The organism is Marinovum sp. 2_MG-2023, from assembly GCF_030548265.1.
Classification (GTDB): Bacteria; Pseudomonadota; Alphaproteobacteria; order Rhodobacterales; family Rhodobacteraceae; genus Marinovum.
In genome coordinates this window covers 156,754-181,728 of the sequence record NZ_JAUOSD010000004.1, presented here as the reverse complement: position 1 = coordinate 181,728, position 24,975 = coordinate 156,754, and the positions used below count along the sequence as shown (strand labels likewise).

Genomic DNA, 24,975 nt, shown 5'->3' with positions numbered 1-24,975 from the left:
TCGGTCAGATTGGGCCGCGATCCGCTTTTGCGCGGCTCTGCCAGACAAAAAGGATCTTTCAGATGCCCCATGTGATCACAAAATTCGAGCGCGCCGATGCCGAGGAGGTTGCCGCCCTCGCGGAGTTTGGCAGCGCGACCATCCACGAAGCCCAGGGGCGCCTTGGCGCGTTGTCTTCGCGGCTCAAACCGATTGACCAGGCGATGTCGCTTTGTGGTTCGGCCTATACGGTGGAATGCGCGCCGCGTGACAACATCATGTTGCAATTGGCCATTCATTTTGCCCAGCCGGGCGATGTGATCGTTGTGTCAGCAGGGGAATACGAAGAGGCCGGCAGCTTTGGCGATGTGCTGGGAAATGCCTTTCTCGCAAAGGGTATTGCCGGCGTGGTCACGGATACCGGCGTGCGTGACACGGCGGAACGTATCAAACTGGGCCTGCCGGTGTTTTCGCTGAGCGTCTGCATCAAGGGCACGGTCAAGGAAACGCTTGGCCAATTGGGTGGCACCATCATCGTGGGCGGTCAGGAAATCCGTTCCGGTGACATCATCCGTGGCGATGCCGATGGGCTGGTCATGGTGCGCCGCGAAGATGCCGCCGCAGTGGCCCAGAAATCCGCCGACCGCGAAAAGGCCGAAGCCGAGTATATCGAAGCCTATAAATCCGGGCGCACGATCATTGACGTTTGCAATCTTGACGCGGTGCTGAAGGCCAAGGGCCTGACCACGGATTTTTGAGCCAACGCATCGAAAAAAGTTCGTGAAGGAGGCCATCGTGAGCCGCATCAAACTTGCCCGTCGGGTGACGGACATCAAAATTTCACCAAGCACAGCCGCAGCGCAGAAAGCCCGCGATCTAAAGGCAGAGGGGCGTGATATTGTCGATCTGACGGTTGGCGAATCCGATTTTGACACGCCAGACACGATCAAGGACGCAGCGATTGCGGCGATCCGGGCTGGGGATACCAAATATACCCCGGTGAACGGCACCGTCGCATTGCGCCAGGCGATTCAGCATGATTATGCCAGCCGCCTTGGGCTGGATGTCGACCTTGACCGGATCTGTGTGGGCGGTGGTGCCAAACAGATCCTGTTTCTGGCCCTGACCGCCACCGTCGAAACCGGGGACGAGGTGATTATCCCGGCGCCGTATTGGGTCAGCTATCCCGATATGGTGGTGGCCAATGGCGGCACGCCGGTGATTGTTCCCTGTGGCGAAGAGGTCAGGTTCAAATTGACGCCAGAGCGTCTTGCGGCGGCGATCACCCCGGCGACGCGCTGGGTGGTTCTGAACTCGCCTTCGAACCCGACCGGTGTGGCCTATACCGCCGCCGAATTGGTCGCGCTGGGCGAGGTGTTGAAGAAACATCCGCAGGTGTTTGTGCTCTGTGACGAGATTTACGACCGCATCTGGTACGCCGATTTTCCTGTCACCTCGATTGCGGCGGCGGTGCCGGAATTGGCCGAACGCGCGCTGGTGGTGAATGGGGTGTCGAAATCCTTTGCGATGACTGGTTGGCGGATCGGCTATGCCTCTGGTCCAAAAGAGCTGATCGGCGCGATCAACAAACTGCAATCGCAATCGTCCTCCTGTCCCAGTTCGATCAGTCAGGCGGCGGCAGTCGCGGGGTTGATGGGCGATCAATCCGGGGTCGAAGCCACGGTTGCGGTGTACCGCGAACGCTGTGATCGGATTTGGCGACGGTTGAATGCCATCGACGGTCTGAGCTGTCTCAAGCCGGACGGGGCATTCTATCTTTACCCCAATTGTGCCGGGGTGATCGGCAAGACCACACCCGAAGGCAAGACAATCGAAACCGATCTGGATTTCGTGATCTACCTGTTGGAAAGCGTCGGCGTGGCCTCGATCCATGGTGCCGCTAACGGCATGGAGCCGCATTTTCGGATTTCCACAGCTACCTCGATGGCGGTTCTGGAGGACGGTTGCGACCGGATCGAAGCGGCCTGCAAGGCCCTGACATGACACCAAATCCGAAAGCTGCGGCTGGCGGCGGGTGATCCTGTAAACATGCTTTTGGTTTCGGGTTTTGAAGTATCGCCCCCATTGTCGTGATGCGACTTTGGGGGCGGACCTTGGGCTCGGATGGATCAGGCCACCTGATCAAGACTTTTGGCATAAAGATGACAGCGCAGATCACATCCGTCGCGGTTGACCAGTTCCGGCGCGGTCTGGGCGCAGATGTCGCCAATCACCTTGTGACACCGCGGATGAAAGGCGCATCCCGTCGGCGGATCAAGCGGCGAGGGAACTTCGCCCCGCAACGAAATTTCCGCGCGCCGTTGGCCCGGCGTACTGGGCAGCGCCGCCGACAAAAGCGCCTCTGTATAGGGATGGCGGGGTGTTTCGAAAATATCATCCGTCGCCCCGGTTTCGACAATCGACCCGAGGTACATCACCGCCACCCGATCCGCGAGGTATCGCGTGGTGGCGAGATCATGCGCGACCAGAAGGTAACTGACCCCGTATTCCTGCTGAATGTCTTTGAACAGGTTGATGATCTGCGACCGGATAGAGACATCAAGACCGGAAACAGGTTCGTCCAGAACGATCAGATCCGGGCGCGACACCAGCGCGCTGGCAATGGCGATCCGTTGACGTTGACCGCCGGAGAATTCATGCGGAAACTTGCGGGCATGAGCCGGGCCAAGCCCCACTGCGTCAAGCGCCTCATGCACCCGGCGGTCCACTTCGCCTGCGGTAAGCTTTTCGTTGACCACCAGCGGTTCGGCCACAAAATCGCGAATACGGACGCGGGGATTGATCGAAGACCAGGGATCCTGAAACACCGCCTGGACCCGCGATCGAAACCGTTTCAATCCGCCGCCGGAAAGGGCGTGAATATCCTCGCCGCCGAAGCGCACGGTGTCACGTGTCGGCGTTTGGAGCCGCAAAAGTAGCCGGGTCGTTGTGGTCTTGCCGCAGCCGGATTCACCAACCAGCGCCAGGGTTTCGCCCTTGCCGATATGGAAATTCAGGCCGCTGACCGCTTTGACGCGATGGGTCTGGCCGCCGAAAAGACCCTGTTGCAGGGTGAATTCCTGGGTCAGATCGCGGGCTTCAAGTATCGGTTCCATTGTCATGCCTGTTCCACCTTCCAGCAGCTTGCCTTGTGATCCGCCCCCGCCGTCAACCGTGGGGGGCGCTTCGCTGCGGCAGAGGTCATCGGCCTTGTCGCAGCGCGGTGCAAAGGGGCAACCGATGACAACATCCGTCGGCGCCGGTGGCTGGCCGGGAATGGTGCGCAGCTTGCCCTGATAACCATAGAGTTTCGGGACCGCTGCAATCAGCGCCTCGGTATAGGGATGGGCCGGACGGGCAAAGATCCGGTCCACCGGGCCGCCTTCGACGATCCGCCCAGCATACATCACCAGAATGCGGTGATACAGGTTGGCGACGATACCAAAATCATGGGGTCTGCCAGACCTTCGGAATAGCCGGGAAACCGTGGGTCCATGGTATAAACCGGCAGCTTGCCGACGCCCTGACCATAAAGAACCTCTAGAATGGCCTCGCGCACGCGCTGATCGGCCCAGGCATAGCTGCGCGCATCGCGGTTTTCCTCGGCCTCTGGATTCATGAACTGGCCGGTGAACAGCATGGTGGTCTGCATCGCGCCGGCGCTGGAATCGATCACGGTCTGTCCGGCCTCTGCGGCGTCGTCGCGCAGATCGCGGGGCAGGGTGACGGCATGGGCCTCTCCGGCCGAAAGCATGGCAAGACGGGTTGAAGGTTCGCTGACCCAACGAAATTCAATCTCGTCGAATTCCGGATCGGCGCCGGACCAGTGATCCTCGACTGTGCTGAACAGGATCGATTGACCAACTTCGCGGCCTTCATAGCGGAAATGCCCGGAGCCTGCCGGCTTGGCCTCATAACCCTCGATGCCCTCGGCCTCGTATTGTGCCTTGCTGTAAATCGCCAGGGAACCGCGCCCGGCATGCGAGAACAGGAAATTCGGCTCTGGGGCGGGCAGGTCGAATTGCACGGTGTGATCATCAACCGCGGTGATTTCGATCTGTTTGAACAGGCTGATGCCGCTCAGCTTTGCATCATCGCCGATGTGAAGATTGAAGCTGTGCACCACATCGGCGGATGTGACGGGGCCCCAATCGTCGTTGAACTGCGCCTCGGGGTGAAGCCGGAAGGTCCAGGAGGTGAAATCCTCGTTGTGTTCCCAGCTTTCGGCAAGCCCGCTGTTGTCGTATTTGCCGGTGTCGGGGTCCTGCCCCATCAGCGTTTGCAGCGACGGCAGGATGAAAGCGCCCGTTGTTGTCCAGTAAAGGTTGGCATCTGCGCCCAGCGGGCTGATCGCGATGACCACGCGCTCTTGTGCATCGGCGCTTTGCGCCATTCCGGTGGCAAGAAAGGTGCTTGCCAGTAGGGCCGCAGCCAGGCTGCGGGTGGTGTTGTGCCGTTTGGTTTTTGTGTTGCTTGGCATTTGAGGTCTCCCCTGTTGGAACATGCCCGCCCCCAAACCCGCCTTGGGCATTTCCCGTTGCGGGTTGGGTTCGAGATGGTGTTCAGTGTGGGGCCTTGGCCCGCCGGGGCGCCAATTCCGATCGGGACTGATGACATAGCCGTTCGCGATGGGCAGGGTGGTGTTGCGCGGGACCATTCCATTTTGGTGGCAACGACGCCTTGCCCGGATCCGGGGTTTTCTAGACCGGGGCAGGCTTTGGGTGTTCGGGTCAAATTGTGTGCCCCAAGGCGCAGGGGAACGGACCTATCCCACCAGACAACCACGCGCAGCGCGGCAAACAGGCCGACAATCGCCAATGATGCGTTTGCCGAAAAGGTGACCTTGCGAAACCCTGTTTCGGGTCAGATCAGCCGCCAGTGTATTTGGCATCCGGTTGGAATTTCTACTCCAGATAGCCGCGCACCAAACTGCTGGTGACCAAGGCCCAGCCATCAGCGACCACAAAAAACGCCAATTTGAACGGCAGGGACACAATGGCCGGGGGCACCATCATCATGCCCATCGACATCAGGATCGCCGCAACCACCAGATCGATAATGAGGAAGGGCAGGAAAATCAGGAACCCGACCTGAAATGCCCGGGAAATTTCGGATAACAAAAAAGAGGGGATCAGCACGCTCAACGGCGCCTCGGGCGACACCTCTGCCTCGACATCGGGGCGCAGGGCGGCCATGGCATCAAACGTATCAGAGTCAAGCCGGGCAGCCATGAAGGCGCGAAAAGGATCCAGCGCCCGTTTGAAGCCATCTTCCAACGGCAGGGATTCTTCAAAAACCGGCTGAATTCCCTGTTCCCACGCGGCGGTAAATACCGGATCCATGACGTAATAGGTCAGGAACATGGCCAGCGTCACAATCAACATGTTCGGCGGCGCCTGTTGCAGGCCTAGAGCCTGGCGTAAAATGGATAACACCGTGACAATAAACGGAAAACACGTGACCATGATGGCGATGCCCGGCGCAAGGCTGAGCACCGTGATCAATAGGATCAACTGAATCGACCGCACGGTGATTGACCCGCCATCGCCAAGATCCAGCGACAATTCCTGAGCCTGGATTTCTGTTCCGGTGAGCGCAAGAAAGACGATCAAAACAACCGGGACAACGCGCGTAAGACAGGCCGACATCAGCCTTCTTCCAGGTTGTCTCGCAGGTCTGCGACCTCGGTCAGGCGAACAGCCAATTGCCCGGGCATATCTTCCCCGGCCTCCATCAATTCGCCGCGCGCAATCAGCCGCGTTCCAACATAAAGTTCGACAGGATCATCGACCCGCTTGTCGAGCGTCAGCACAGATTCCGGCCCAAGACGCAGAAGGTCACGGACGGTGGGCCGGGCTTTGCCGACGGAAATCGTAATTTCGATCGGGACCGAGGTGAACGGACTTTTGGTGGTATCAAACGGCGTGTTGTCGCCCATGGCTGTCTTCCTTCTGAAGATCGAGGGTGAATGCGTCCAGCGCGGCGGAAATTTCCGAAATCACGTCATCCAGATTGATTTCGATTTCGCGGTCAGCGAGAGAAAGCTGCGCCTGACCCTCGGCCATTTTCACATCGCCACGGATCAGGACCGGAAAGCTGTCTTCGCGTTCGATCAGGGATTCAACCGTTTCGACCAAGCCGGGATGGACCAGGATATGGGCATCGCAGGCAAGGTTTTCGCTGGCGGCATTTTGAAGCTCTTCGACAATCCGGGGTCCAATCGAGCGGCGCATGACTTCTGGTAAGAGTTTGTCAATAATTTCAATCAGAAGGGGCCGCATTTCCCGCAACAGATGGCTGTAGGCCTCATTATAGGTAAAAGAGAGATCCAAGAGATTCTGAGCCAAATCAGAGGTCAATCTGATCTTGTCCTTTGCGTGGGCCTGAACCGCGTCATCCCAACCCGCTTGATACCCCTCTTCAAACGCAGCAAGGCGACGCGTTTCTATCTCTTCATCATCCTGCAGTACGGGCGTTGTCGCAGCGGCGCGGGTGCCGCCAAAATCCTCTAACAAATGACCGATTGTCATTGGGCCTTCTCCTCGGTGTCATCCAGCCATCCGCGCAGAATTTCGACCGTTTCTTCCTGTCGTTCGCCGATCAGATTGCGCAGCCGTTCCACCGGGTCAGTTGGGGTATCGAGTGGAAAGGCATCCGTGTTCGCCATCCCGGTTGGTGCAAGCGGCATAAATCCGCCCCGGCCATCGTCGATTTCGCCGTCCAGCGGTTCAAATTCCGCGGTGGTGTCGTCAAAGCTCGATTCCGCTGGGCTGGATTCGGGGTCATTCGCGCGGGGCGGCAGCGCGAGAACGTCCGGCGCGGGTGGGTTGTTAAAGATCGGACGAACGACAAACAGCCCCAGGATCAAGGCCACCAGACCCAAAACCGCCATTTGAATCAAAGTGCCCAGATCAAGCGGCAATTGCGCCAACAGCCCCGGCACCGCTTCGGTCCCGGCCTCGGAAATGGGTTCAAAGGCCATGGATCGGATGGTGATGACATCGCCACGGGCGGCATCAAATCCAACGGCCGATGACACCAGGTCCCGCAGCCCCTCGATCTCTTCTTCGGGCAGCGCGGTGAATATCTCTGCGCCATTGGCATCAAGGGCTGTTGTGCCATTAACCAAAACCGCAACGGTCAGGCGGCGAATGGCCCCCGGACCACGCACCAATTCCCGCTCGGTTTCGGAAATTTCATAGTTAACACGTTCGCGGGTTTCATTGCCCTGAGAGTTCGATTCGCCCCCCGTGCCATCCCCGTCAGGCAGATTCGACGCCACGGTGACATCGCCGCCGCCGCTGCCAGCCTCTTGGGAATTGTTCGACCGTTCTTCTGTATCGGTGCTGATGGCGACCCGGCTTTCGGGGTCAATGCGGCGCTCCCGGATCGATTCGCTTTCGGTGACTGTATCAACGCTGACCTCGACAACGGCATTTCCAAATCCGACTCTGGCCTCGACCAGCCGCATGACGGCCTCGCGCAATGTGGCAGAACGTTCATCGCCGACAGTTGCAGGTGCGTCTTCCTCGCTTGCGGCGATCAGGCCAGCGGCACTGTCAATCACAGCCACATTTTCCGGCGACAAACCGGGCACGGCAGAAGACACTAGATATTTCAATGCCTTGGCCTGTTGCGGCGACATGCCAGACCCGGACGCGGTCACAAAGACCGACGCAGAGCCATCTGAATCCCGGCGAAACGGATTGGACGACGCGTTTGCAATATGAACGCGCGCCGCGGCAATCGCGGGGCTGGCAAGGATAGTTCTGGCCAATTCACCCTCTTTCGCGCGCCAGTAAGCAGCATCGAACATCTGTGAGGTCGTGCCAAATCCGGTCAGCGAATCGAGCAGTTCATAGCCCTTGGTATTGTTCGTCGGCAGGCCCTCGCTGGCCAGGGTAAGGCGCAATTCATCCCGTTTGTTCGACGCGACGAAAATCGATCCGCCGCGAATATCATACTCCATTCCGCGTTGTTCCAGGGCGCGCACAACCTCGCCCGCGGCACCGTTTTCAAGACCGGCATATAACAACGCCATGCTTGGGGTTGCGGCCATGCGGCTCATGAAGAAGACGGCGATAAACATGCCGAGACCGGCGGCAACCGCACCGATTTTTTTCTGCAAACTCAAGGCTGCCCATGTTTTGGCAATTTGATCCACGGTGTCCTCCGTCGGGTCGGCGTTCTGCGCGACTTGTCCTAACGGTTTCGCCGATCAGCCTTAACAATCGGTTAGTTCCTCTGCGGTTATAGATTGGTCAGCGAGTAAATAGGTGGCGCATGGCACTATCCGACGAAGTTGAGGAAAAACCGGCTAAGAAGAAGTCGAAACTGCCGCTGATCATCGGCCTAGTCCTGGCAATTGCGGGCGGGGGTGGCGGTTTTTATGCGGTGTATTCCGGATTGATTCTGGGTGCTGGCGAAAGCCATGCCAGTGACGCGGGCCAAAATAGCAAAGACGAAAGCGCATCCGGCACACATATGGCGATGCCGGATGTGGCATTTGTTCCATTGGATCCGATGGTTATCTCTTTGCCGACGTCCGGCGGGGCACGCCACTTGCGGTTTACTGCGCAGTTGGAGGTCCCTTCGAGTGTGAAGGCAGACGTGGAAACGCTGCGCCCGAGGGTCGTGGATGTGTTCAACAGCTATCTTCGCGCTGTGGAGGTCGCCGACCTGGAAGAGCCAACGGCGCTGTTGAAATACCGGTCGCATCTGTTGCGACGGGCCCAGTTGGTGCTGGGGGATGAGCGGGTGAACAACCTGCTTGTCATGGAATTTGTGGTGAATTGACGGGGCAACATGATGGAAATGATTGCGGATGTGCTGCTTGTCGCCGGGGCGCTTGGGGCGGGCATGTATTGTTATGTTCTTGCGCGGCGATTGAGCCGGTTCAACGATCTTGAAAACGGTGTTGGTGGGGCCGTGGCCGTTCTCTCCGCTCAGGTGGATGACCTGACCAAAACACTGCAGTCCGCGCAAGCGGCGGCAAATGGGTCAAGTAAGTCGCTGGAGGATCTGACAGGCAGAGCTGAATCTGTGTCCCGAAAGCTGGAATTATTGGTTGCCTCAATGCACGACATTCCAGATCAGGAAGAAAATGCCCCCCTGAACGAAAAGGAACCGTTGGTTGAGGCCGCCCCGGTATTTGCCCGGCATTCTCGGGAACCCGGAAGGGCAGGGTGATGAATAGAAATCTGAAACCCGGTGCAAAACCAAAGGCCAAGGACGGATCCGCGACCAAGACCACACGGCCGCGCCGGCCCGGGCGGGGAACGTTAACCGTGATTGCCGCTTTACTGCTGGGCTCTGCGATTCTGCGCATCGGCCTGCAAGCAACAGAGGCGATCGCGCGCGAGGCAAGCCCGGAAGAAATGGTCGCAGAGGTTACAGACAACCTGCCCGAACCCCTGCAATGCGAGACAGACCCTGATCTGCTGCCACTGCTCAACGCGATGGAAGATCGGGAATCACGTATTCTGGAACGTGAGGAACGGATCATCATGCGGATGCGGGCGCTTAGGGTCGCAGACGATCAAATTAGTGCCAAATTGAAAGAACTGAAGGCGGCAGAAACCGCCTTGCGGGCCACCATTTCTCTGGCGGACGAGGCTGCCGAATCTGACCTGGCGCGTCTGACCGCGGTCTATGAAAACATGAAACCCAAGGATGCGGCGGCCCTGTTTGAAACCATGGCGCCCGAGTTTGCGGCCGGGTTTCTTGGCCGTATGCGGTCGGAATCGGCGGCTGGCATCATGACCGGTCTGACACCGGAAACCGCTTACACGATTAGTGTGGTTCTTGCAGGACGCAATGCCGAAGTTCCAAAGCAATAATCGAACGAAATCTTCAGAAATTTATGCGACTTCGATGCAAGGTTTGCAAAAGGTATCAAGATGATTGGCTTTGTCGGAATTTCTATTGTCTTTGTCATGGTCTTCGGGGGCTATCTTCTCGCCGGGGGAAAACTGGCGATAATTATGAAGTCCCTGCCGTTCGAAATGATAATGATCGGGGGCGCCGCATTGGGGGCCTTTCTTATCAGTAACGATGCCGGGGGCGCGAAACACACAATAAAAGATATTGGAAAAGTTTTTAAAGGCCCGAAGTGGAAACAAGAGGACTACCGGGATCTTCTATGTTTGCTATTTGAATTGATACGGATTGCGAAGCAAAATCCGGTGCAGTTGGAAGAGCATATTGAATCGCCCCAAGAGAGTTCCATCTTTTCACGATATCCTAAAATACAAAGCGACAAAGAATCTGTTGAACTGATTTGTGACACCTTGCGCGCCGCAACCATGAATTACGATGATCCACATCAGGTTGAAGAAGTGCTGGAAAAACGTATGGAGGCGGCCCTGCACCATAAGATGCATTCCAGCCATGCGCTGCAAACCGTGGCCGATGGCCTTCCTGCCTTGGGTATTGTTGCAGCGGTTCTGGGTGTTATCAAAACGATGGGATCGATTGACCAACCTCCAGAAGTATTGGGGAAAATGATTGGTGGCGCTCTTGTCGGGACGTTCCTCGGTGTGTTCCTGGCCTATGGGTTGGTCGGCCCTTTTGCTGCGCGGGTCAAATCCGTTGTCGAAGATGACTCTCACTTTCACCAACTAATACGTGAAGTATTGGTGGCGAATCTACATTCCCATCCAACCAATATTTGCATCGAAGTGGGGCGCCAAAATACACCCTCGCATTTCCGGCCGGACTTCAATGATTTGGAAGAGGCACTCAAATCCCTGAAACAGGATGCCGCATGAAACGCCTAATCGCCATACTTTCAATTCTCGTTTCATCTTTCCCAGCGAGTGCCGATACCGTGGTATTGCGATCAGGAGAACACGATGATTTCACGCGCATTGTCGCCTTTCTACCTGATGAGACCGATTGGCAAGTGGTGCAAAATGACCGACAGGTTGAGGTTCTTATCACTGGTAAAACCGATCATAAATTCGACAGTGGGACCGTTTTCGACCGCATTCCGCGTACCCGTATCTCGGATGTGAAGACAGTCGAGGAAAATCATCTTACTATTGAATTGGCTTGCCATTGTCGGGCTAAATCGTTTTTTCAAGCACCCAATATGTTGGTCTTCGACGTGACAGAAACTGATCAAGCATTGCCGTCTAGTGAGGAGGATGTTTCTTCTCCGGCCTCAAGACAGACCGATATGGTAAATCAAGAGGGCGCGCCGATCGACCTGCGCGATGCCTTAAAGCTCCCTACGCAAGAACGTCAGGTTTATTCCACCTCCAGCGTGTCGCAATTCGCGCAGGCTCTCGCGAACCGCACCACCAGGCAAGTTCTTGAAATTGGCGCTCCAAATTCAACCGTGCCGACAGAAAACGTTGTTGTTGGCACAGAGTTTCGCAATGTCGCCCTACCAAATATTGCCCTACCGGAAGCCCCCGGTTCCAGAGCCGCCAATGGGCTGAGGGACCTTACCAAAGCAAATTGCACAGCGTTAAGCCGTGCACCGATTGATGAGTTCCTGGAAGTCGATGATTTCTATAAAGTCAAAAATCAATTTCTCGCGGCGCTCTACACGGACGGGCTGCAATTGGACCGCAAGGTAGCAACGAGGTTGGCGCAATTGTATCTTTCGCAGGGGCTTGGTGCCGAGGCAGCACAACTTCTTGACCTGGCTGGTTTCAATGGCGAAGGTCACGAATTTTTACGAAATTTGGCGGCGGTGATTGAAGCATCTAACGAGATTCCGCGCATTGAGTTCGAGAAATTTGAACATTGCAGCCCGGACAACGTACTTTGGTCAAACCTGGCGGCCGCCAAAAAACCGATGACCGACGAAGAAGGGCTCGCAGTTGTGCGAATTGCAGAGGGCATGCCACGTCCGCTCCTCCGTACTATTGCGCCGAGGTTGATAACAAATCTGTTTTCGGCGGGCCAACCGGAGGCTGCCAATCTAATTTCCAAAATCGTTGATCGGTCCGGGATGTCGAATCCCGCATCAATGGCAGAGGTCCTGCTCTCGGAAACCGAGACTGAGCAAGACAAGTTATTGGAATCCATATCGCATTCCAATGGGGAAGAAGCCGCTGAGGCAGCTGCCTTGCTCGTCGCCCGACACGTCGAGTCCGGTGAGGTCGTCCCCGCCCCTCTTGCCGATTTGGTGGCCAGTCACGCGGTGGAAAATCGCCACAGGGAGAATTCCGGAATGTTGCGCAAGGCTGAAGCATACTCTTTGATTTCACGCGGCGACTTTGATTTGGCTCTCGACAAGATCAAAACCGAAACCTTCGCGCCAGAAGATACTTTTGACGTAAGGTCGAAGTTCTTTGAGTCTCTAGCCGCATCGGATAACACGGTTACGTTCTTACGCATTGTACATTCCGAGCTCCCCTTGATTTTGGAAGTTGCACCAGAGGTCCGTCGCGCGGTCGCGGCGCGGCTATATCAAAATCAATTTCCCCAAACCGCCGCGCGGCTCATCGAGACCGCCGAACCTTTGAGCGGCGAGCTATTGGCCCAAGCTCTGGCTGCACGCGCATCAGGTGAGATTGGTATTTCGGATGATCGGCTTTTTGGCGCCGTGTCATCCGATCAAAAAGATGTAGACGAGGCTCGTTATCATGCGTTGCTCGCTGCTGGCGAGCTAGTAGAAGCCAAGAAAACGGCGTCCACGTTGGGTCGCATGGACCCAGTGGACACCATGATAGCTGCAATCGACCCGTCGTTTGCCACAGATACTTTTGATCCCGCCACATCAGGTCTCATCACATTGAAAGATGCCAATGAACTGGCCGATGCAACCGCGTCGTTAGCCGATTCCGTGACGTCAGTTTTAAATGACCCAGGCTTGGGGGTGTTGCCGTAATTTCGTCCAGTTGGGTCAGAGTTTTTGGGGCAATTAGATCAAAGTTCGGCGAAAGAAATCATGATGAAAAAAGTCAATCTAATTTCAAAAATGGTCCTCAATCACACGGTTCTGCTTGCTTTGGGGCTATTGGGAATCATTGCGATGATGATTTTTCCCGTGCCGGCGGTCATATTGGATCTTGGTTTATCGCTATCCTTTGCGATCGCAATTCTGGTATTTGTCATTGTGCTTTTTATTGAGGAGCCGTTGGAATTTTCTTCGTTTCCAACCATTCTCCTGGCCGGACTAATGCTGCGCCTTGCTTTAAACATATCCTCCACGAAACTCATTATTGGCCAAGGGCACACCGGAACGCAGGCTGCGGGAAATGTCATTGATGGGTTCGCTGGTTTCATAATGGGCGGCAATTTTGTAATTGGGTTAGTTACATTTTGTGTCATCCTTATTGTCAATTTTATGGTAATTACAAAGGGTGCTGCCAGAATGGCAGAGGTAGGAGCGCGATTTGCGCTCGATGGAATGCCAGGAAAGCAATTGGCCATTGATAGCGACGTATCGGCGGGTGCGATAGATCATGAAACCGCCAAAAAACGCCGTGAGCACGACCAAAGTGAAACAACGTTTCTTGGCTCCCTAGATGGCGTTTCCAAGTTTGTAAAGGGCGATGCCATTGCAGGCCTCCTAATTACCATTCTGAATTTGGTGGTTGGGACATCAAATGGCGTCATAGCACATGGAATGGAGTTTGGCGTCGCTCTTGAAACCTATGCAATTCTGACGGTTGGGGATGGTCTGGTCACGCAAATTCCGGCGGTCATTGTTTCAATAGCGTCCGCGTTATTACTGGCCAAAGGCGGTAACTCTGGAACCGCGGATGTTGCGCTGATCAGGCAATTAGGTAATCATCCGTCGGCGCTCATGGCGGTTTCTGCATTGCAATTCTCTTTTGCAATTCTACCGGGCTTGCCGTTTGCTCCTTTTGCCTTGGGTGCGATCGTATTTGCGGGGATGGGTGTTCATCAATACAAAAAATCATCTCGGCTAGCTCAAGAACCAATTGACTCAGGTATGCCGCCAGAGCCGCGAGTAAAACCTATTGGTGACCTGCTTTCGCTAGACGACATCCATTTGGAGTTTGCGAGCGATTTGGTTGATATGGTTTTAGATCCCGCATCGGGACTAGATGCACGGATATCCAATATGCGAACCCATATTGCGACGTCATTTGGTTTGATATTGCCTGAGATTCGTCTGACGGACAATGTATCTGTCGATCCCGGCACTTACATCATTCATATACAAGGCGTCGAACAGGCGCACGCGCAAGTGCATCCTGATTTGATTTTGGCTCTCATCCCCCAGGGGTCAGAGAATCTGCCGGAAGGCAAGGATGTAGATGAGCCAGTTTATGGGGCTCCGGCAAGATGGATAAAAGCGGATCAGCAGGAGGATTTTGCATTACAAGGTTTGACTATTGTCACGCCAAACGAGGTTCTGGCGACGCATCTATTGGAGGTAATCAAAGCTAATTTCAGTCGGTTGTTTACGTATAAGGCGCTTACTAGACTCCTGGACGAAATGGTGAATTTGACCGAGCCTGAACGAGCAGAAGCGAACCGGAAACTGCTGAACGAGATGATTCCGGACCGTGTCCCAATGGACTTGTTGCACCAAGTTTTGAAGCATTTGTTGGACGAACAGGTTTCAATACGTAACCTTCCGGTCATTTTGGAGGCGATCGGCGAAGCGCGCAAGTTCACAAATCAACCCGAAGGCATCTGTGAACATGTTCGACAGCGGCTTGGATTTCAGATCGTTTCCGGATTGAAGCGACCTGATGGAACTATTCCGTTAATTCAGCTCGCTCCGGAATGGGAAGAGATATTTGCAACATATCAGGTGGATACGGATCAAAACGCTGTTGATGTGGCGTTACCGCCCGAAGTTTTTGCCAAGCTGACTGGGTCAATGGCAGATCAAATCGAGCAAAGCAGTGAAAATGGATTTTCCGCCTCTATCGTCACGTCGTCGCGTCGCCGCCGATTTCTGCGACGAATTACTCGGGCTAAGGGATTTCAAACACCAATCCTGTCGTTTGAAGAGTTGGGATTGGAGGCTCGTCCGATGTTGGTTGGAACCGTGGCTGCATGACACTTGCTGATATTTACGGCGATTTGAGCAGTTCGAGTGCTCTTGCGACGCTCATCTTTTTTCGTATCGGTGCTGCCATGTCCGTAATGCCAGGGATAGGGACACAAAGTGTCCCAACAAGAATAAAACTGTCTCTTTCAATTGCGGTCAGCCTGTTTATTTCATCGCTGTTTCTTGATTCGGCGCATTTTGTGCCACCCTTGACCGTCGTGATTCTAGTAAGTGAGTCGGTTATCGGGTTGGCGGTTGGTCTGGCTTTTAGATTTATGGTCTTTGCATTACAGATAGCCGGAACAATTGCGGCGCAATCGACATCCCTTAGCCAGATTTTGGGCAATTCGGGAGTCGAGCCGATGCCGGCCATGGGTCACATTTTGGTGGTTGGTGGTCTTGCTCTGTTGTTCATGTCCGGGTTTCATTTAGATTTCCTGTCTACAATAGTTCGATTGTATGAAATCTGGCCGATTGGTGCAAAGCCCGAACCGGGCGAATTTGCGATGTGGATTACCCAACAGGCGAGCGATGTTTTTGTATTGTCATTTCGGATGGCTGTGCCCTTCGTGATCCTGTCCATGCTTTATAATGTGACACTTGGAGTTATAAATAAGGCGATGCCGCAGTTAATGGTATCATTTGTGGGGGCCCCAATTATCACCTTGGGTGGGATGATTTTTCTGGCTCTTAGTGCGTCTTATATGCTGAGTTTGTGGAAAACCGCGGTTGAAAGCTTTGTTGCCAACCCAATAGGAGGCGTGTGATGGCCACAGAAACGGAAAGTGGTGACAAACCTCATGAACCTACGCCCAAAAAACTAGAGGATGCTCGAAAAAAGGGTGAGTTGGTTAAATCTGCCGAGGTCAACACCGCTGCGATGTATTTCGGGTTTCTTATTGCGGCTACAATATTCGGTGGTTCGATGCTCAATAGTCTTGGAAAGACTATGACTCCGCTGCTGTCACATTCTGAAGACCTCGCAAATGGGATATTCCGTGGGGATGGGCGCGAGTTTGGCGGATATTTAATTGGCGCCGTTGCGATGGCAGTGGCGCCCTGGGTTCTTTTGCCCTTCTTGACGGTACTGACATCGGTGCTTGGTCAGCGCAGTATGGTTTTTGCACCAGATAAGCTGAAATTTAAAGCTTCACGAATTTCGCCAGTTGCCAATTTCAAAAACAAATTTGGTTGGAATGGGCTGTTTGAGTTTTTCAAGAGTGCTGTGAAACTGGTGATCTATGCCGTGATCTTGGCGATGTTCCTCAATGGAAAACAAGAAGTCATTCTTGGCGCGATGCAGCTGGAGGCCTCTGAAGCCATATTGATTTGGCTGAACCTGTCTATTTCTTTGTTGGCAATTGTTCTGGGTATTGCAACCTCGATTGGTGTTATTGACTATCTTTGGCAATTTCGAACGCATGTGGCCAAAAACCGCATGTCTGACAAGGAGATCAGGGACGAAGTCAAAGAGGCTGAGGGCGATCCGCATCTTAAAGCATCCCGCCGAAATAAGGCGCAGGAAATTGCGTTTAACCAGATGTTGAAACAGGTTCCGGAGGCGGATGTGGTGATCGTCAACCCAAGCCATTTTGCTGTGGCGCTGAAATGGAGCCGCGCGGCGGGGGAGGCCCCGGTTTGCATCGCTAAGGGCGTCGATGAGATTGCGCTGAAGATCAAGGAGATAGCGCGGGAAGAGGGTGTGGCGATATATAGTGACCCGCCTACCGCGCGTGCGCTCTATGCTGATGTGAAACTGGATCAGCAGATTTGGTCGCAGCATTTCGAGGCCGTCGCCGTTGCCATTCGCTACGCCGAAGCATTACGCCGAAAGAGCCGCGCATGGACATAAATCAACTGTCGGAATTGAACCAGGTCGCCCGCGCGCAATTTGATCGGGATGCATTGAATTTGCGCGAGGCAATGGCCAAGGAGGCCGCGCTTCGAGCCGAGTTAGAGGCGCTTGTATCGTCAGAAGGCAAGCGGGTTGTGGCTCAGCAGGGAGGGCTGGAGGTTGCTTTTGCCCAAACCGGCGAGGCGCTGTGGCAACATTGGGCGGACATGCGTCGCCGCGAGTTGCTGGCCAAACTGGCGCATCAACTCGCGGAAAAGGATGTTCTGAGGGCGCGCGCGCGACGGTCATTCGGGCGCCATACGGCACTGACATCACTGGAAAACGAGTCCCGCGCCGAACGTCTGGATCAGGCCGGAAAACGTGACTTGCAGGATCTTCTGGATCTGGAGATTTGCCGGGAATGGGGAACCGGATCAATGGCCCCGAAACCGTAGTGTGGCCTGACCCTAGGTATCCTGGCGTGCGATGTCGGTAATCAAGACGTCTTGGACCAGATCGCCGAAATGGCTTTGCGCGGTTTCGCGCAGCGCACGTCGCAAGACATCAAGGTTTCTGGAGCTGGTAAAAGTGCCGGTAAATCCACCCAGGTTGGCGTGATCAAAAAACACCTGAAGGAAGGCGTCGCGGAGCTTTGGTTCGCGCAGGTAGACCTCATCCGAGCGTCCGGTTGGTATTTCAACGCTGAGGGCAATGACCATCATCGAAGCCACGCGCGCCTCTGTGACCACTGGGACGACGAATTGGTTGTTTAATTTGATGTATTCGACGTCGGTCGGGGCGGTTTCGGTGGTGTGGTCACTTGCCATTTTGGCCGGCATCTCGCCGCATGGATTGTCCAGGACCACAGCCTCGGCCGTTGGTTTAAGCAGGATGCCGGCACCAACACCGGCACCAATGCCAAGAAGCGCAAGCAGGATTGGAAGAATTTTCCCCATTTTGGCCCCCTAGAATGGCAGAACGACATCAAGCACTTGCTGCCCGATCCGTGGTTGCTGCACATCGGTAATTTGACCGCGCCCACCATAGGAAATTCGGGCAGATGCGATTTTGTCGTAAGTGATTTCATTTTGGCGAGAGATATCTTCGGGCCGCACATATCCGGTCACAATCAATTCACGCAGCTCGAAATTGACCCGCACCTCCTGTAGCCCTTGAATGGACAGGGTGCTGTTGGGCAAGACGTCGACGACGGTCGCAGCCACACGCAGCTCGAGCTTTTCATTCCGCCGGACGGACCCATCGCCACCGGAGTTCGACGAAGAATTCAGGTTCACGGCATTGGAAAGCGAAGCCCCCTCTGGCAGATCCGGGTCGATCCGTTGCGGCAGGCCAAAGAGTTGCGGTACCGCCATGGTTTCAGCGCCAGAGCGTGATCGCGCGGTGGAATTCGAAATTTCTGCGCTTTCGTCTATTTCGATGACAACCGTCAGGATATCGCCCCGTTTGGCCGCACGCCGGTCACCAAAAAGCGATTCCTGACCGCCCTCCCAGAGGGAGGATTCCGGGCGACGCACGCCATGTTCGCTTTCCACCGGCAGACCCGGGCTGAGCATCGCAAAATGCTCTGCGGTGTCGTTTGTTTCACTGAACGTCGGCGCGCGACCCACATGATCGAGCCGGGCACAACCCGCAGCTGTGAGCAGCAGTGCCACGAGGGAGACGGGTAGGGATTTGATAGGGGATTTCACTGGCTGACCTTTATCGTTCCGTCCATTTGGACATTTCCAAACAGGGTGGTGCGTGACGCGAGGTTCATGACCCGGACACGGTCACCCACGCCGCCGCGCCCAAGCGAGCGGCCATCCACATTGATGGACAGGCCGTTGGCAATATATTGCAAGACGACAATCTGATTGCGTTCGACCAATGCTGGCGGGCCGATGTCGCCGGGGCGGATCGGCCGGCCGGCATATAGCGTCACCCGGGTTTCCTGACCAATCACCTGGTCGGGATCGGACAGTGCCCCGGGCGTGTCGACGGGGCGAAGCACGAGATCGGCACCGGTCACAATGGTATTGGCGCGCAGCGTTTGTGACGGCACAAGGGTGTCGCCCGCGGCCTGGCTGGCCAATAGTACGATGATGACGGCGGCAAATTCCCCTCGCATCAGCGTAACTGGGTTGTTGCGCCGAGCATTTGGTCAGCGGCAGAAATGACTTTGGCGTTGAGTTCATAGCCCCGCTGCGCCTCGATCAATTCGGTAATTTCGCGCACGGCATCGACCGAACTGTCTTCCAGATAGCCTTGGCGCAGAATGCCCAATCCGTCTTGGCCCGGGGCGGATACAATGGCGGGGCCGGATGCCTCGGTTTCGAGAAACATGTTCGATCCCATCGCCTCCAACCCTTTGGCGTTGGTGAATCCGGCAAGGGTGAATTGACCCAGAAGCTGGGCTTCGGTTGTGTCGTTGAAATAGGCATAGACGTCGCCGTCGGCATTGATCGACAGGCTGCGGGCGTCCGCCGGGATGACAATTTCCGGCGCGACCGGAAAACCGTCAGAGGTTACGATCAATCCTTCGGCATTGCGTTTAAGACCGCCATCGCGGGTATAGGCCGCCTGACCGGAGGGGAGCGTGATTTCCAGGTAACCTTTGCCGTCGATGGCCACATCAAGATCACTGGATGTCGCGGACAGCGCCCCTTGTTGGAGATGCATTGAAACCGCGGCGGGGCGCACGCCAAGACCAAGCTGAATACCGGTGGGCAAAACTGTGCCGTCTGCGGCGCTGACCGTGCCGGCCCGGGCATATTGCTGGTAATGCAGGTCGGCAAATTCGGCGCGGCGGGCGTTGTACCCGGTTGTCGACATATTCGCCAAATTGTTGGAGATCGTTTCGACCCGCATCTGCTGTGCGGTCATGCCAGTCGCGGCAATTTTCAGGGCGCGCATAATGTGGTTCCTTTATTTCAGCAGGGTTTGCACCGCGGTGCGAACACGTTCGTTTTCAGCATCGAGAAAGCTCGCGCCCATTTCATAGGCCCGTTGCACCTCGATCATGCGGGCGATCTGGCGGATGGGATCGACATTGGAATTTTCCAACGTCCCTTGCAGCACCTTGGGGTTTTCGGCCGGGTCAAATCCGCTGTCAGCGCGGAACAGCACGCCGTCTTCACGCACCAAATTCTGGCTGTCGACCGGGATGACAATGCCAAGCTGCGCCAATGGCACACCGTTGGAGGACAAAGTCCCGTCAACCGCGACGCCGATCTCGGTGGAATCGGGCGGGATGAAAATGGCGGCACCCCCGGCATCCAGAACGGGATAGCCATCAAAATTGACCAGATCGCCCTGGCCGTTGACCGAAAAATTGCCAGCTCTGGTCAAACGTTCACCGGCAGGGGCCTGAACCAGAAAATACCCCTCGCCTTCGATGGCGAAATCAAATGGCCCGCCGGTGGATGTCAGTGTTCCCTGAATTTCCGACGAATGGCTGATATTGGCCGTGGCCATTGAAATCGACGGGCCATTGTCGACCCGCGCCACATGTTCCGAAAACACAATATCTTCGCTGCGAAATCCGGTTGTGGCAGAATTGGCGATGTTATTCGCCACAATCTGCATTTCCCGCATCAATCCGCTTTGGCGGGTCAATGTGGTATAAGACGCATTTTCCATTTCAGGCTCCGGCAATCAAGGGAATGATCCAATTGTGAAAAAAGGCGACAAGCCGTTCGGTCATGAAGCTCATCGACGCCCAGAAGACGACGATGATAGCGCCCAGTTTTGGCACGAAGGTCAGCGTCATTTCCTGGATAGAGGTCAGGGCCTGAAACAGCCCGATCGTGACCCCGGCCAGAAGCGCAGCAAGCAGGATCGGCGTTGACATGATCACCGAAACCCAAAGCCCATGGCGCAATGTGTCGAAAAACAGGGCCTCGTCCATGCGGCTAGACCGGCATCCGAAGAATTTCCTGGTAGGCTTCGACGACCTTGTCGCGCACCGTCACCACGGTTTCCACGGCCAATTCGGACTGGGCCAGCGCCTGAACCAATGCATGGGGATCGGCATCGCCAACCATTGCCGATTTTGCTGTGTCTTCAGCCACTTGCAGGGTTTCTGCAAAGTCCCGGGCCTGATCAAGCATCGCGGCGCCCATGGATTGCTTGGACTCATCCGGTGTTGTGACGGGACGAGAGGCCGCATATTTCTGTGCGGCAAAAATTGAACGGACATCCATTCTGGGTCTCCTTCAAGGGGTTTTGAGAAAGTTTATCTCCGCAGGAGATCAAGCAGGCTGGTGGACATTTGCCGTGCCTGATCAAACATTTTGAGGTTCGCCTCGTAACTGCGCTGGGCTTCGCGTGCATCGGCGATTTCGATCACCAGATTCACATTCGATCCTTCATAATGGCCGGTTTCACCGGCCAAAGGATGTGAAGGATCGTAAATTTGGGCCAGATCATTCTGATCCAACCTGACGCGACCTGTGGTCACCTGCCCCTTGGCATCGCCATTCTGGCGATCCACTTGGAATGGGACGGTTTTACGCCGGTATCCCGGCGTATCGGCATTGGCGATATTTTCCGACAAATGCCGCAGTCGCGTTGCCTGGGCCTTCAGGCCACTGGCGGACACGGATAATGAGTTTGAAAGGTCACTCATGAAATAACTCCTGATTATTTGCGGCCAAGGCTGCCGCGCAAAATATTGAGTGAGGAGCGGTAGATCGCCAGCGCACGGTCATGTTGACGGCGAATATCGACGCCACGCATCATTTCGGTTTCCAGCGACACGGTATTGCCATTGGGGTCACCAACCGCACCTTCGTCTGGAATGGCCTCGGGCATTGCCCCATCCATGGTGCCATGCAGATGGTCCGCCCGAGAGGCGCGCAATCCGAATTGCGCCGAATTCTGGCGGATCATTTCCGGGAATTTCATAAGGTCGCGGGACTTGTAGCCCGGCGTATCGGTGTGGGCCATATTCTCGGCGGCCACGGCCTGACGCGCCGTGGCATGGCGTGCCATCGCCTGCGACAATTGCAGGACTTTCAGATTATCGTACATCGGGGCTTCTCCCTCGATTGGCTTCAACCAAGGCTTAACCCTGATTCCTTTAGAAATTGTTGTCAGCAGATAAAGGAAGCGCCCGATGGAACAGCCCCGGCTGGAAGGTTTGACAAAAAGGATCGCCAGAGTGACGCCCATTCGGCCGTTTGGCCGGGTCGTCAGTGTGGATGGCACCTATCTTATGGTGGCCGGTCTGGGAAAGCGGGTGCGCATGGGCGATCAGCTTCGGCTGGTGCGGTCGCGCGGGGAACCGTTGCGCGGCGAGGTTTTGAAAATCACGCCGGACGGGGTGATGATGCTGCCCGATGACGCATTGGAAGGTGTGGCGCTGGGCGATCGTGTGTTCTTGATGCCGGAAGCACAGATTTCGCCGCATGCTGGATGGGTTGGCCGTGTTGTCGACCCCTATGGTGTGCCGTTGGATGGCCGCCCCTTGCAGGGTGGTACGGAATTGCGACCGATCCATGCCCGTCCGCCGGAACCGGCGGTGCGCGGGCGGATGGGCGGTCGGCTCAATACCGGAATGGTGTTGTTCAACACGCTCCTGCCCTTGGTGCGGGGGCAAAGGATCGGGTTGTTTGCCGGATCTGGTGTCGGCAAGACCAGCCTTCTGGGCCATTTCGCCCGCAAGGTTGAGGCAGATGTTGTGGTGGTGTCACTGGTGGGTGAACGTGGCCGTGAACTGCGTGAGTTTATTGATGATGTCATGGGCCCCGAAGGTATGGCCCGCAGTGTGGTTGTCGCCGCAACCTCGGATCGCTCACCGCTGGTGCGCCGTCGGTGCCCGGCTGCGGCCATGGCGATCGCAGAATATTTCCGCGATCAAGGGCTTCAGGTTCTGTATCTAGCGGATTCGATTACCCGCCTGGCCGAGGCGCATCGCGAAGTCGCCGTTGCCGGTGGCGAGGTGCCGGCCCTGCGTGGATATCCGCCGTCGATGTCGCATATGATCATGTCGCTGTGTGAACGCGCCGGTCCCGGCAAAGAGGGCAGCGGCGACATTACAGCGATTTTCACCGTGCTGGTGGCGGGATCAGATATGAATGAACCCGTGGCCGACGTCCTTCGCGGGGTGCTGGACGGTCATGTGGTGCTTGAACGGGCAATTGCGGAACGCGGCCGCTATCCTGCGGTGAATGTGTTGCGCTCTGTATCCCGCAGCCTGCCGGCCTGTGCGACGGACCACCAGAATGGCCGGATTGCTTTCGCCCGCAAATTGCTCAGCGCCTACAGTGGGTCTGAAACCATGATCAAAGCGGGGCTTTATGCCCCTGGCAGCGACCTTGCGCTTGATCAGGCCGTACATGTGTTTGAAAAACTGGATGGTCTTGTCGCACAGAAGGAACCGGGAACAATCGAACAAAGTTTCGAGCGGCTGGAACTGACCCTGAGAGAAGCAGAATCCTATCGCCCCAATCAAAAACAACTTGGACGAATGCCGACAACCCGGGCGGCGCAACGTCCAGGCTAGGACCAATCCAAAATGGGATGAATTAACCGGTTCAGGACCGCGGCGTCAGCCAGCCGATTGCAGCAAGGTAAGCGCGACGGACATGCTGGAATAGCTGGTGCTTTCGGCCAGCTGACTTTGCAGCAAATACTGCTCGATCAACTTTTCCTGCAATTCGGGGTCCGCAAAATCGGCGACTTCGGAGACGCCAAAACGCTGTTCGGACCGGTCGCGATAGATCTCTAGCTGTTGTTCAAGATCAAGCTGGCTGAAACCGCTAGGCATGTTCATTGCGGTATCAAAAACCTCTCGCAGGTACGGCGTGCCCATGACCAGATACCAGCGGCCATCATCGGTGCCGTCCTCAGCAGCCAATTCCGGAAGATCCTGGGCGGCATTCAACGCCAGGCGCATGCTTTCGTCCTGATCGCCAAGCGCAATCTCAAAAGCATTTCGATTGTAACGGTCGACGACCTGTTGGGCGAAAGCTGGTGAATAGGTATTGGAGCCAGTAAATTGGTCGAACCCAAAGGCGGCAGAGAATTTCGCGTATCTCTTGTCGGTCAGCTTGTTTGCCAACGCGTCTTCTGAGCGGGTGCCTTCCTCCAGGATTTTTTGAACGAAGTATCGATTGTCGATATCGTCTTCCAGACCAAAGGCGCCCAACGCCACGCGTAACAGTCGGCGATCATCGACGAGTTGTTCCGCGGTTTCTATTTTGGCGATATTCGCCTTGTAGTAGTCGGCATCGCGCAAATTTTCCGGCGACTGGTCAAAGGCCCGTTGCTGGGTTTCCAGCGTTCGCGTCAGCATCTTCCAACCGACCAGGCCAGAGGCAGGGAGGATCGGCTGAAAACTCATTTCTGTGTGGCCGCCATCAACCGATCCTCGCGCGGAATAAGCGCGCGCAAGGATTTCAGGCATTGGTAGAATTGATCGCCCAACACGGCCTCGGTTGCATTGGCCAAAAGCCGACGGCTGTCCGTGTCTGTCAAAACCTGACTCAACTCTTCTATGCGTCGCAAAAGTTGATGTCGCGATTCTTCGGGTTCCGCGTCACCCGTCAGCACAAGTTGCGCGGCAAAACAGACCCGGCGGACCGGGGTATTTGCCTCTTCCGGGTGAATTGCGTCCCGCAGCCGCAGGATATGGGCATTGGGCGTCAAAATGTTCAGCCTGCTCCGGCGGTCCCCGTTTTCGATCACCGCGCCGTTTACCAGGACCCTTTCCTTGGGTCCCAGTTTGAGGACAAGCCCGCTCATGACTGTGAACTCCCATTGCGCAAACCTCGAAGGATTGCGGTGTTGATTTCCAGCAGCGGCGCGACATTGGCCTTGCCCGCCAGGACCTGGGCTGAGTGGCGTTTCGAAAACTCGGACAGAAAGAAAATCCGCGCCTTCAGATCTTTGGGTAATTGATTGGCTTGATCCGCAACATCTGTTGCCAGGATGGTCCAAAGCCGATTGTTGCGATGCAGGGCGTCTGCCAAGCGCGGAAAATCGGCGCGGGAATTTTCGGCGGCAGCCTTTAACTCGTGTGTGGCACGGGCAATAGTTTCGTATTCCGCCCGGCGATGAGTTTTTGTTGGCGCGGCGGATTGCGAATAGGCGCGTTGGGCCATGGACTGAACGTTCACGACGCATCCTTCCTTCTGGAGTTCGACGAGTTGTTTACCGAGGGCTCAAAGGC

General features: G+C 55.8%; 30 protein-coding genes. 12 read left to right on the top strand and 18 right to left on the bottom strand.

Annotation, left to right across the window (positions count from 1 at the left end):
• Positions 1-62 precede the first annotated feature (62 nt).
• Together Q4577_RS07070 and Q4577_RS07065 are read left to right on the top strand one after the other, a co-directional pair.
• Positions 63-737 carry a 4-carboxy-4-hydroxy-2-oxoadipate aldolase/oxaloacetate decarboxylase gene (locus tag Q4577_RS07070; protein ID WP_303469002.1) on the top strand — a complete coding sequence of 225 codons (675 nt, stop codon included), beginning with the start codon at positions 63-65 and terminating at the stop codon, positions 735-737.
• A gap of 37 nt (positions 738-774) precedes the next feature.
• A complete protein-coding gene (locus Q4577_RS07065; protein ID WP_303469001.1) occupies positions 775-1,983 on the top strand; it encodes an aspartate transaminase in 1,209 nt (402 codons plus the stop codon).
• Between the two features lie 125 nt (positions 1,984-2,108).
• Here Q4577_RS07065 and Q4577_RS07060 read toward each other — a convergent pair whose 3' ends face one another.
• The 6 genes from Q4577_RS07060 to fliF form a co-directional block, all read right to left on the bottom strand.
• Positions 2,109-3,386 (bottom strand): dipeptide ABC transporter ATP-binding protein, encoded by a 1,278-nt coding sequence (locus Q4577_RS07060; RefSeq protein ID WP_303469000.1) that lies wholly within the window; start codon positions 3,384-3,386, stop codon positions 2,109-2,111.
• Positions 3,386-4,459 (bottom strand): ABC transporter substrate-binding protein, encoded by a 1,074-nt coding sequence (locus Q4577_RS07055; RefSeq protein WP_303468999.1) that lies wholly within the window; start codon positions 4,457-4,459, stop codon positions 3,386-3,388. Before Q4577_RS07055 ends, Q4577_RS07060 begins: the two co-directional genes overlap by 1 nt.
• A gap of 424 nt (positions 4,460-4,883) precedes the next feature.
• Positions 4,884-5,627 carry a flagellar type III secretion system pore protein FliP gene (gene fliP, locus Q4577_RS07050; protein WP_303468998.1) on the bottom strand — a complete coding sequence of 248 codons (744 nt, stop codon included), beginning with the start codon at positions 5,625-5,627 and terminating at the stop codon, positions 4,884-4,886.
• Positions 5,627-5,917 carry a FliM/FliN family flagellar motor switch protein gene (locus tag Q4577_RS07045; RefSeq protein WP_244684063.1) on the bottom strand — a complete coding sequence of 97 codons (291 nt, stop codon included), beginning with the start codon at positions 5,915-5,917 and terminating at the stop codon, positions 5,627-5,629. Before Q4577_RS07045 ends, fliP begins: the two co-directional genes overlap by 1 nt.
• A complete protein-coding gene (locus tag Q4577_RS07040; RefSeq protein WP_244684065.1) occupies positions 5,895-6,509 on the bottom strand; it encodes an ABC transporter ATP-binding protein in 615 nt (204 codons plus the stop codon). The genes Q4577_RS07045 and Q4577_RS07040 overlap by 23 nt, the downstream gene beginning before the upstream one ends.
• On the bottom strand, positions 6,506-8,143 hold the full coding sequence (gene fliF / locus Q4577_RS07035) for a flagellar basal-body MS-ring/collar protein FliF (protein ID WP_303468997.1): 1,638 nt from the start codon (positions 8,141-8,143) through the stop codon (positions 6,506-6,508). The genes Q4577_RS07040 and fliF overlap by 4 nt, the downstream gene beginning before the upstream one ends.
• Before the next feature lie 119 nt (positions 8,144-8,262).
• Here fliF and Q4577_RS07030 point away from each other — a divergent pair, with 119 nt between their 5' ends.
• From Q4577_RS07030 to Q4577_RS06990, 9 genes are all read left to right on the top strand, one after another.
• Positions 8,263-8,775 carry a flagellar basal body-associated protein FliL gene (locus Q4577_RS07030; protein WP_303468996.1) on the top strand — a complete coding sequence of 171 codons (513 nt, stop codon included), beginning with the start codon at positions 8,263-8,265 and terminating at the stop codon, positions 8,773-8,775.
• A 12-nt stretch (positions 8,776-8,787) separates the two neighbouring features.
• Positions 8,788-9,168: a hypothetical protein gene (locus Q4577_RS07025; RefSeq protein WP_303469102.1), complete on the top strand. Its 381-nt coding sequence runs from the start codon at positions 8,788-8,790 to the stop codon at positions 9,166-9,168.
• The gene (locus Q4577_RS07020; RefSeq protein ID WP_303468995.1) at positions 9,168-9,818 is read left to right on the top strand and encodes a MotE family protein; all 651 of its coding nucleotides are present in this window, start codon (positions 9,168-9,170) and stop codon (positions 9,816-9,818) included. Before Q4577_RS07025 ends, Q4577_RS07020 begins: the two co-directional genes overlap by 1 nt.
• A 60-nt stretch (positions 9,819-9,878) precedes the next feature.
• Positions 9,879-10,748: a flagellar motor stator protein MotA gene (gene motA / locus Q4577_RS07015; RefSeq protein WP_303468994.1), complete on the top strand. Its 870-nt coding sequence runs from the start codon at positions 9,879-9,881 to the stop codon at positions 10,746-10,748.
• Positions 10,745-12,823 (top strand): hypothetical protein, encoded by a 2,079-nt coding sequence (locus tag Q4577_RS07010; RefSeq protein ID WP_303468993.1) that lies wholly within the window; start codon positions 10,745-10,747, stop codon positions 12,821-12,823. Before motA ends, Q4577_RS07010 begins: the two co-directional genes overlap by 4 nt.
• 63 nt (positions 12,824-12,886) lie before the next feature.
• The gene (locus Q4577_RS07005; protein WP_303468992.1) at positions 12,887-14,977 is read left to right on the top strand and encodes a flagellar biosynthesis protein FlhA; all 2,091 of its coding nucleotides are present in this window, start codon (positions 12,887-12,889) and stop codon (positions 14,975-14,977) included.
• A complete protein-coding gene (locus Q4577_RS07000) occupies positions 14,974-15,735 on the top strand; it encodes a flagellar biosynthetic protein FliR (RefSeq protein ID WP_303468991.1) in 762 nt (253 codons plus the stop codon). Before Q4577_RS07005 ends, Q4577_RS07000 begins: the two co-directional genes overlap by 4 nt.
• Complete coding sequence (locus Q4577_RS06995) at positions 15,735-16,820, top strand: flagellar biosynthesis protein FlhB (RefSeq protein WP_303468990.1); 1,086 nt, start codon at positions 15,735-15,737, stop codon at positions 16,818-16,820. Before Q4577_RS07000 ends, Q4577_RS06995 begins: the two co-directional genes overlap by 1 nt.
• The gene (locus Q4577_RS06990; protein WP_303468989.1) at positions 16,811-17,257 is read left to right on the top strand and encodes a hypothetical protein; all 447 of its coding nucleotides are present in this window, start codon (positions 16,811-16,813) and stop codon (positions 17,255-17,257) included. Before Q4577_RS06995 ends, Q4577_RS06990 begins: the two co-directional genes overlap by 10 nt.
• Positions 17,258-17,269: 12 nt before the next feature.
• Here the strand turns inward: Q4577_RS06990 and Q4577_RS06985 are convergent, their stop codons facing one another.
• The 9 genes from Q4577_RS06985 to Q4577_RS06945 are packed head-to-tail and all read right to left on the bottom strand — an operon-like array spanning position 17,270 to position 21,833.
• On the bottom strand, positions 17,270-17,758 hold the full coding sequence (locus Q4577_RS06985) for a flagellar basal body-associated FliL family protein (protein WP_303468988.1): 489 nt from the start codon (positions 17,756-17,758) through the stop codon (positions 17,270-17,272).
• Positions 17,759-17,767: 9 nt separating this feature from the next.
• A complete protein-coding gene (flgH, locus tag Q4577_RS06980) occupies positions 17,768-18,499 on the bottom strand; it encodes a flagellar basal body L-ring protein FlgH (RefSeq protein ID WP_303469101.1) in 732 nt (243 codons plus the stop codon).
• 8 nt (positions 18,500-18,507) lie between these two features.
• Entirely contained in the window at positions 18,508-18,930 is a 423-nt protein-coding gene (flgA, locus tag Q4577_RS06975) for a flagellar basal body P-ring formation chaperone FlgA (protein ID WP_303468986.1), read from the bottom strand.
• Complete coding sequence (gene flgG, locus Q4577_RS06970; RefSeq protein ID WP_244684085.1) at positions 18,930-19,715, bottom strand: flagellar basal-body rod protein FlgG; 786 nt, start codon at positions 19,713-19,715, stop codon at positions 18,930-18,932. The genes flgA and flgG overlap by 1 nt, the downstream gene beginning before the upstream one ends.
• A 12-nt stretch (positions 19,716-19,727) precedes the next feature.
• On the bottom strand, positions 19,728-20,441 hold the full coding sequence (locus Q4577_RS06965) for a flagellar hook-basal body complex protein (RefSeq protein ID WP_303468984.1): 714 nt from the start codon (positions 20,439-20,441) through the stop codon (positions 19,728-19,730).
• Position 20,442: 1 nt separating this feature from the next.
• A complete protein-coding gene (locus Q4577_RS06960; RefSeq protein ID WP_244684089.1) occupies positions 20,443-20,709 on the bottom strand; it encodes a flagellar biosynthetic protein FliQ in 267 nt (88 codons plus the stop codon).
• Between the two features lie 4 nt (positions 20,710-20,713).
• Complete coding sequence (gene fliE / locus Q4577_RS06955; RefSeq protein ID WP_303468981.1) at positions 20,714-21,004, bottom strand: flagellar hook-basal body complex protein FliE; 291 nt, start codon at positions 21,002-21,004, stop codon at positions 20,714-20,716.
• 32 nt (positions 21,005-21,036) lie between these two features.
• The gene (gene flgC, locus Q4577_RS06950; RefSeq protein ID WP_244684094.1) at positions 21,037-21,429 is read right to left on the bottom strand and encodes a flagellar basal body rod protein FlgC; all 393 of its coding nucleotides are present in this window, start codon (positions 21,427-21,429) and stop codon (positions 21,037-21,039) included.
• Between the two features lie 14 nt (positions 21,430-21,443).
• The gene (locus tag Q4577_RS06945) at positions 21,444-21,833 is read right to left on the bottom strand and encodes a FlgB family protein (RefSeq protein WP_303468979.1); all 390 of its coding nucleotides are present in this window, start codon (positions 21,831-21,833) and stop codon (positions 21,444-21,446) included.
• Between the two features lie 85 nt (positions 21,834-21,918).
• Here Q4577_RS06945 and Q4577_RS06940 point away from each other — a divergent pair, with 85 nt between their 5' ends.
• Positions 21,919-23,307 carry a FliI/YscN family ATPase gene (locus Q4577_RS06940; RefSeq protein ID WP_303468978.1) on the top strand — a complete coding sequence of 463 codons (1,389 nt, stop codon included), beginning with the start codon at positions 21,919-21,921 and terminating at the stop codon, positions 23,305-23,307.
• A 45-nt stretch (positions 23,308-23,352) separates the two neighbouring features.
• Here Q4577_RS06940 and Q4577_RS06935 read toward each other — a convergent pair whose 3' ends face one another.
• Genes Q4577_RS06935 through flaF form a run of 3 tightly spaced genes read right to left on the bottom strand, consistent with a single transcriptional unit; the run spans position 23,353 to position 24,922 of the window.
• The gene (locus Q4577_RS06935) at positions 23,353-24,210 is read right to left on the bottom strand and encodes a DUF1217 domain-containing protein (RefSeq protein ID WP_303567607.1); all 858 of its coding nucleotides are present in this window, start codon (positions 24,208-24,210) and stop codon (positions 23,353-23,355) included.
• Positions 24,144-24,548: a flagellar biosynthesis repressor FlbT gene (gene flbT / locus Q4577_RS06930; RefSeq protein ID WP_303468976.1), complete on the bottom strand. Its 405-nt coding sequence runs from the start codon at positions 24,546-24,548 to the stop codon at positions 24,144-24,146. Before flbT ends, Q4577_RS06935 begins: the two co-directional genes overlap by 67 nt.
• Positions 24,545-24,922: a flagellar biosynthesis regulator FlaF gene (gene flaF / locus Q4577_RS06925; protein WP_244684102.1), complete on the bottom strand. Its 378-nt coding sequence runs from the start codon at positions 24,920-24,922 to the stop codon at positions 24,545-24,547. The genes flbT and flaF overlap by 4 nt, the downstream gene beginning before the upstream one ends.
• Positions 24,923-24,975 lie beyond the last annotated feature (53 nt).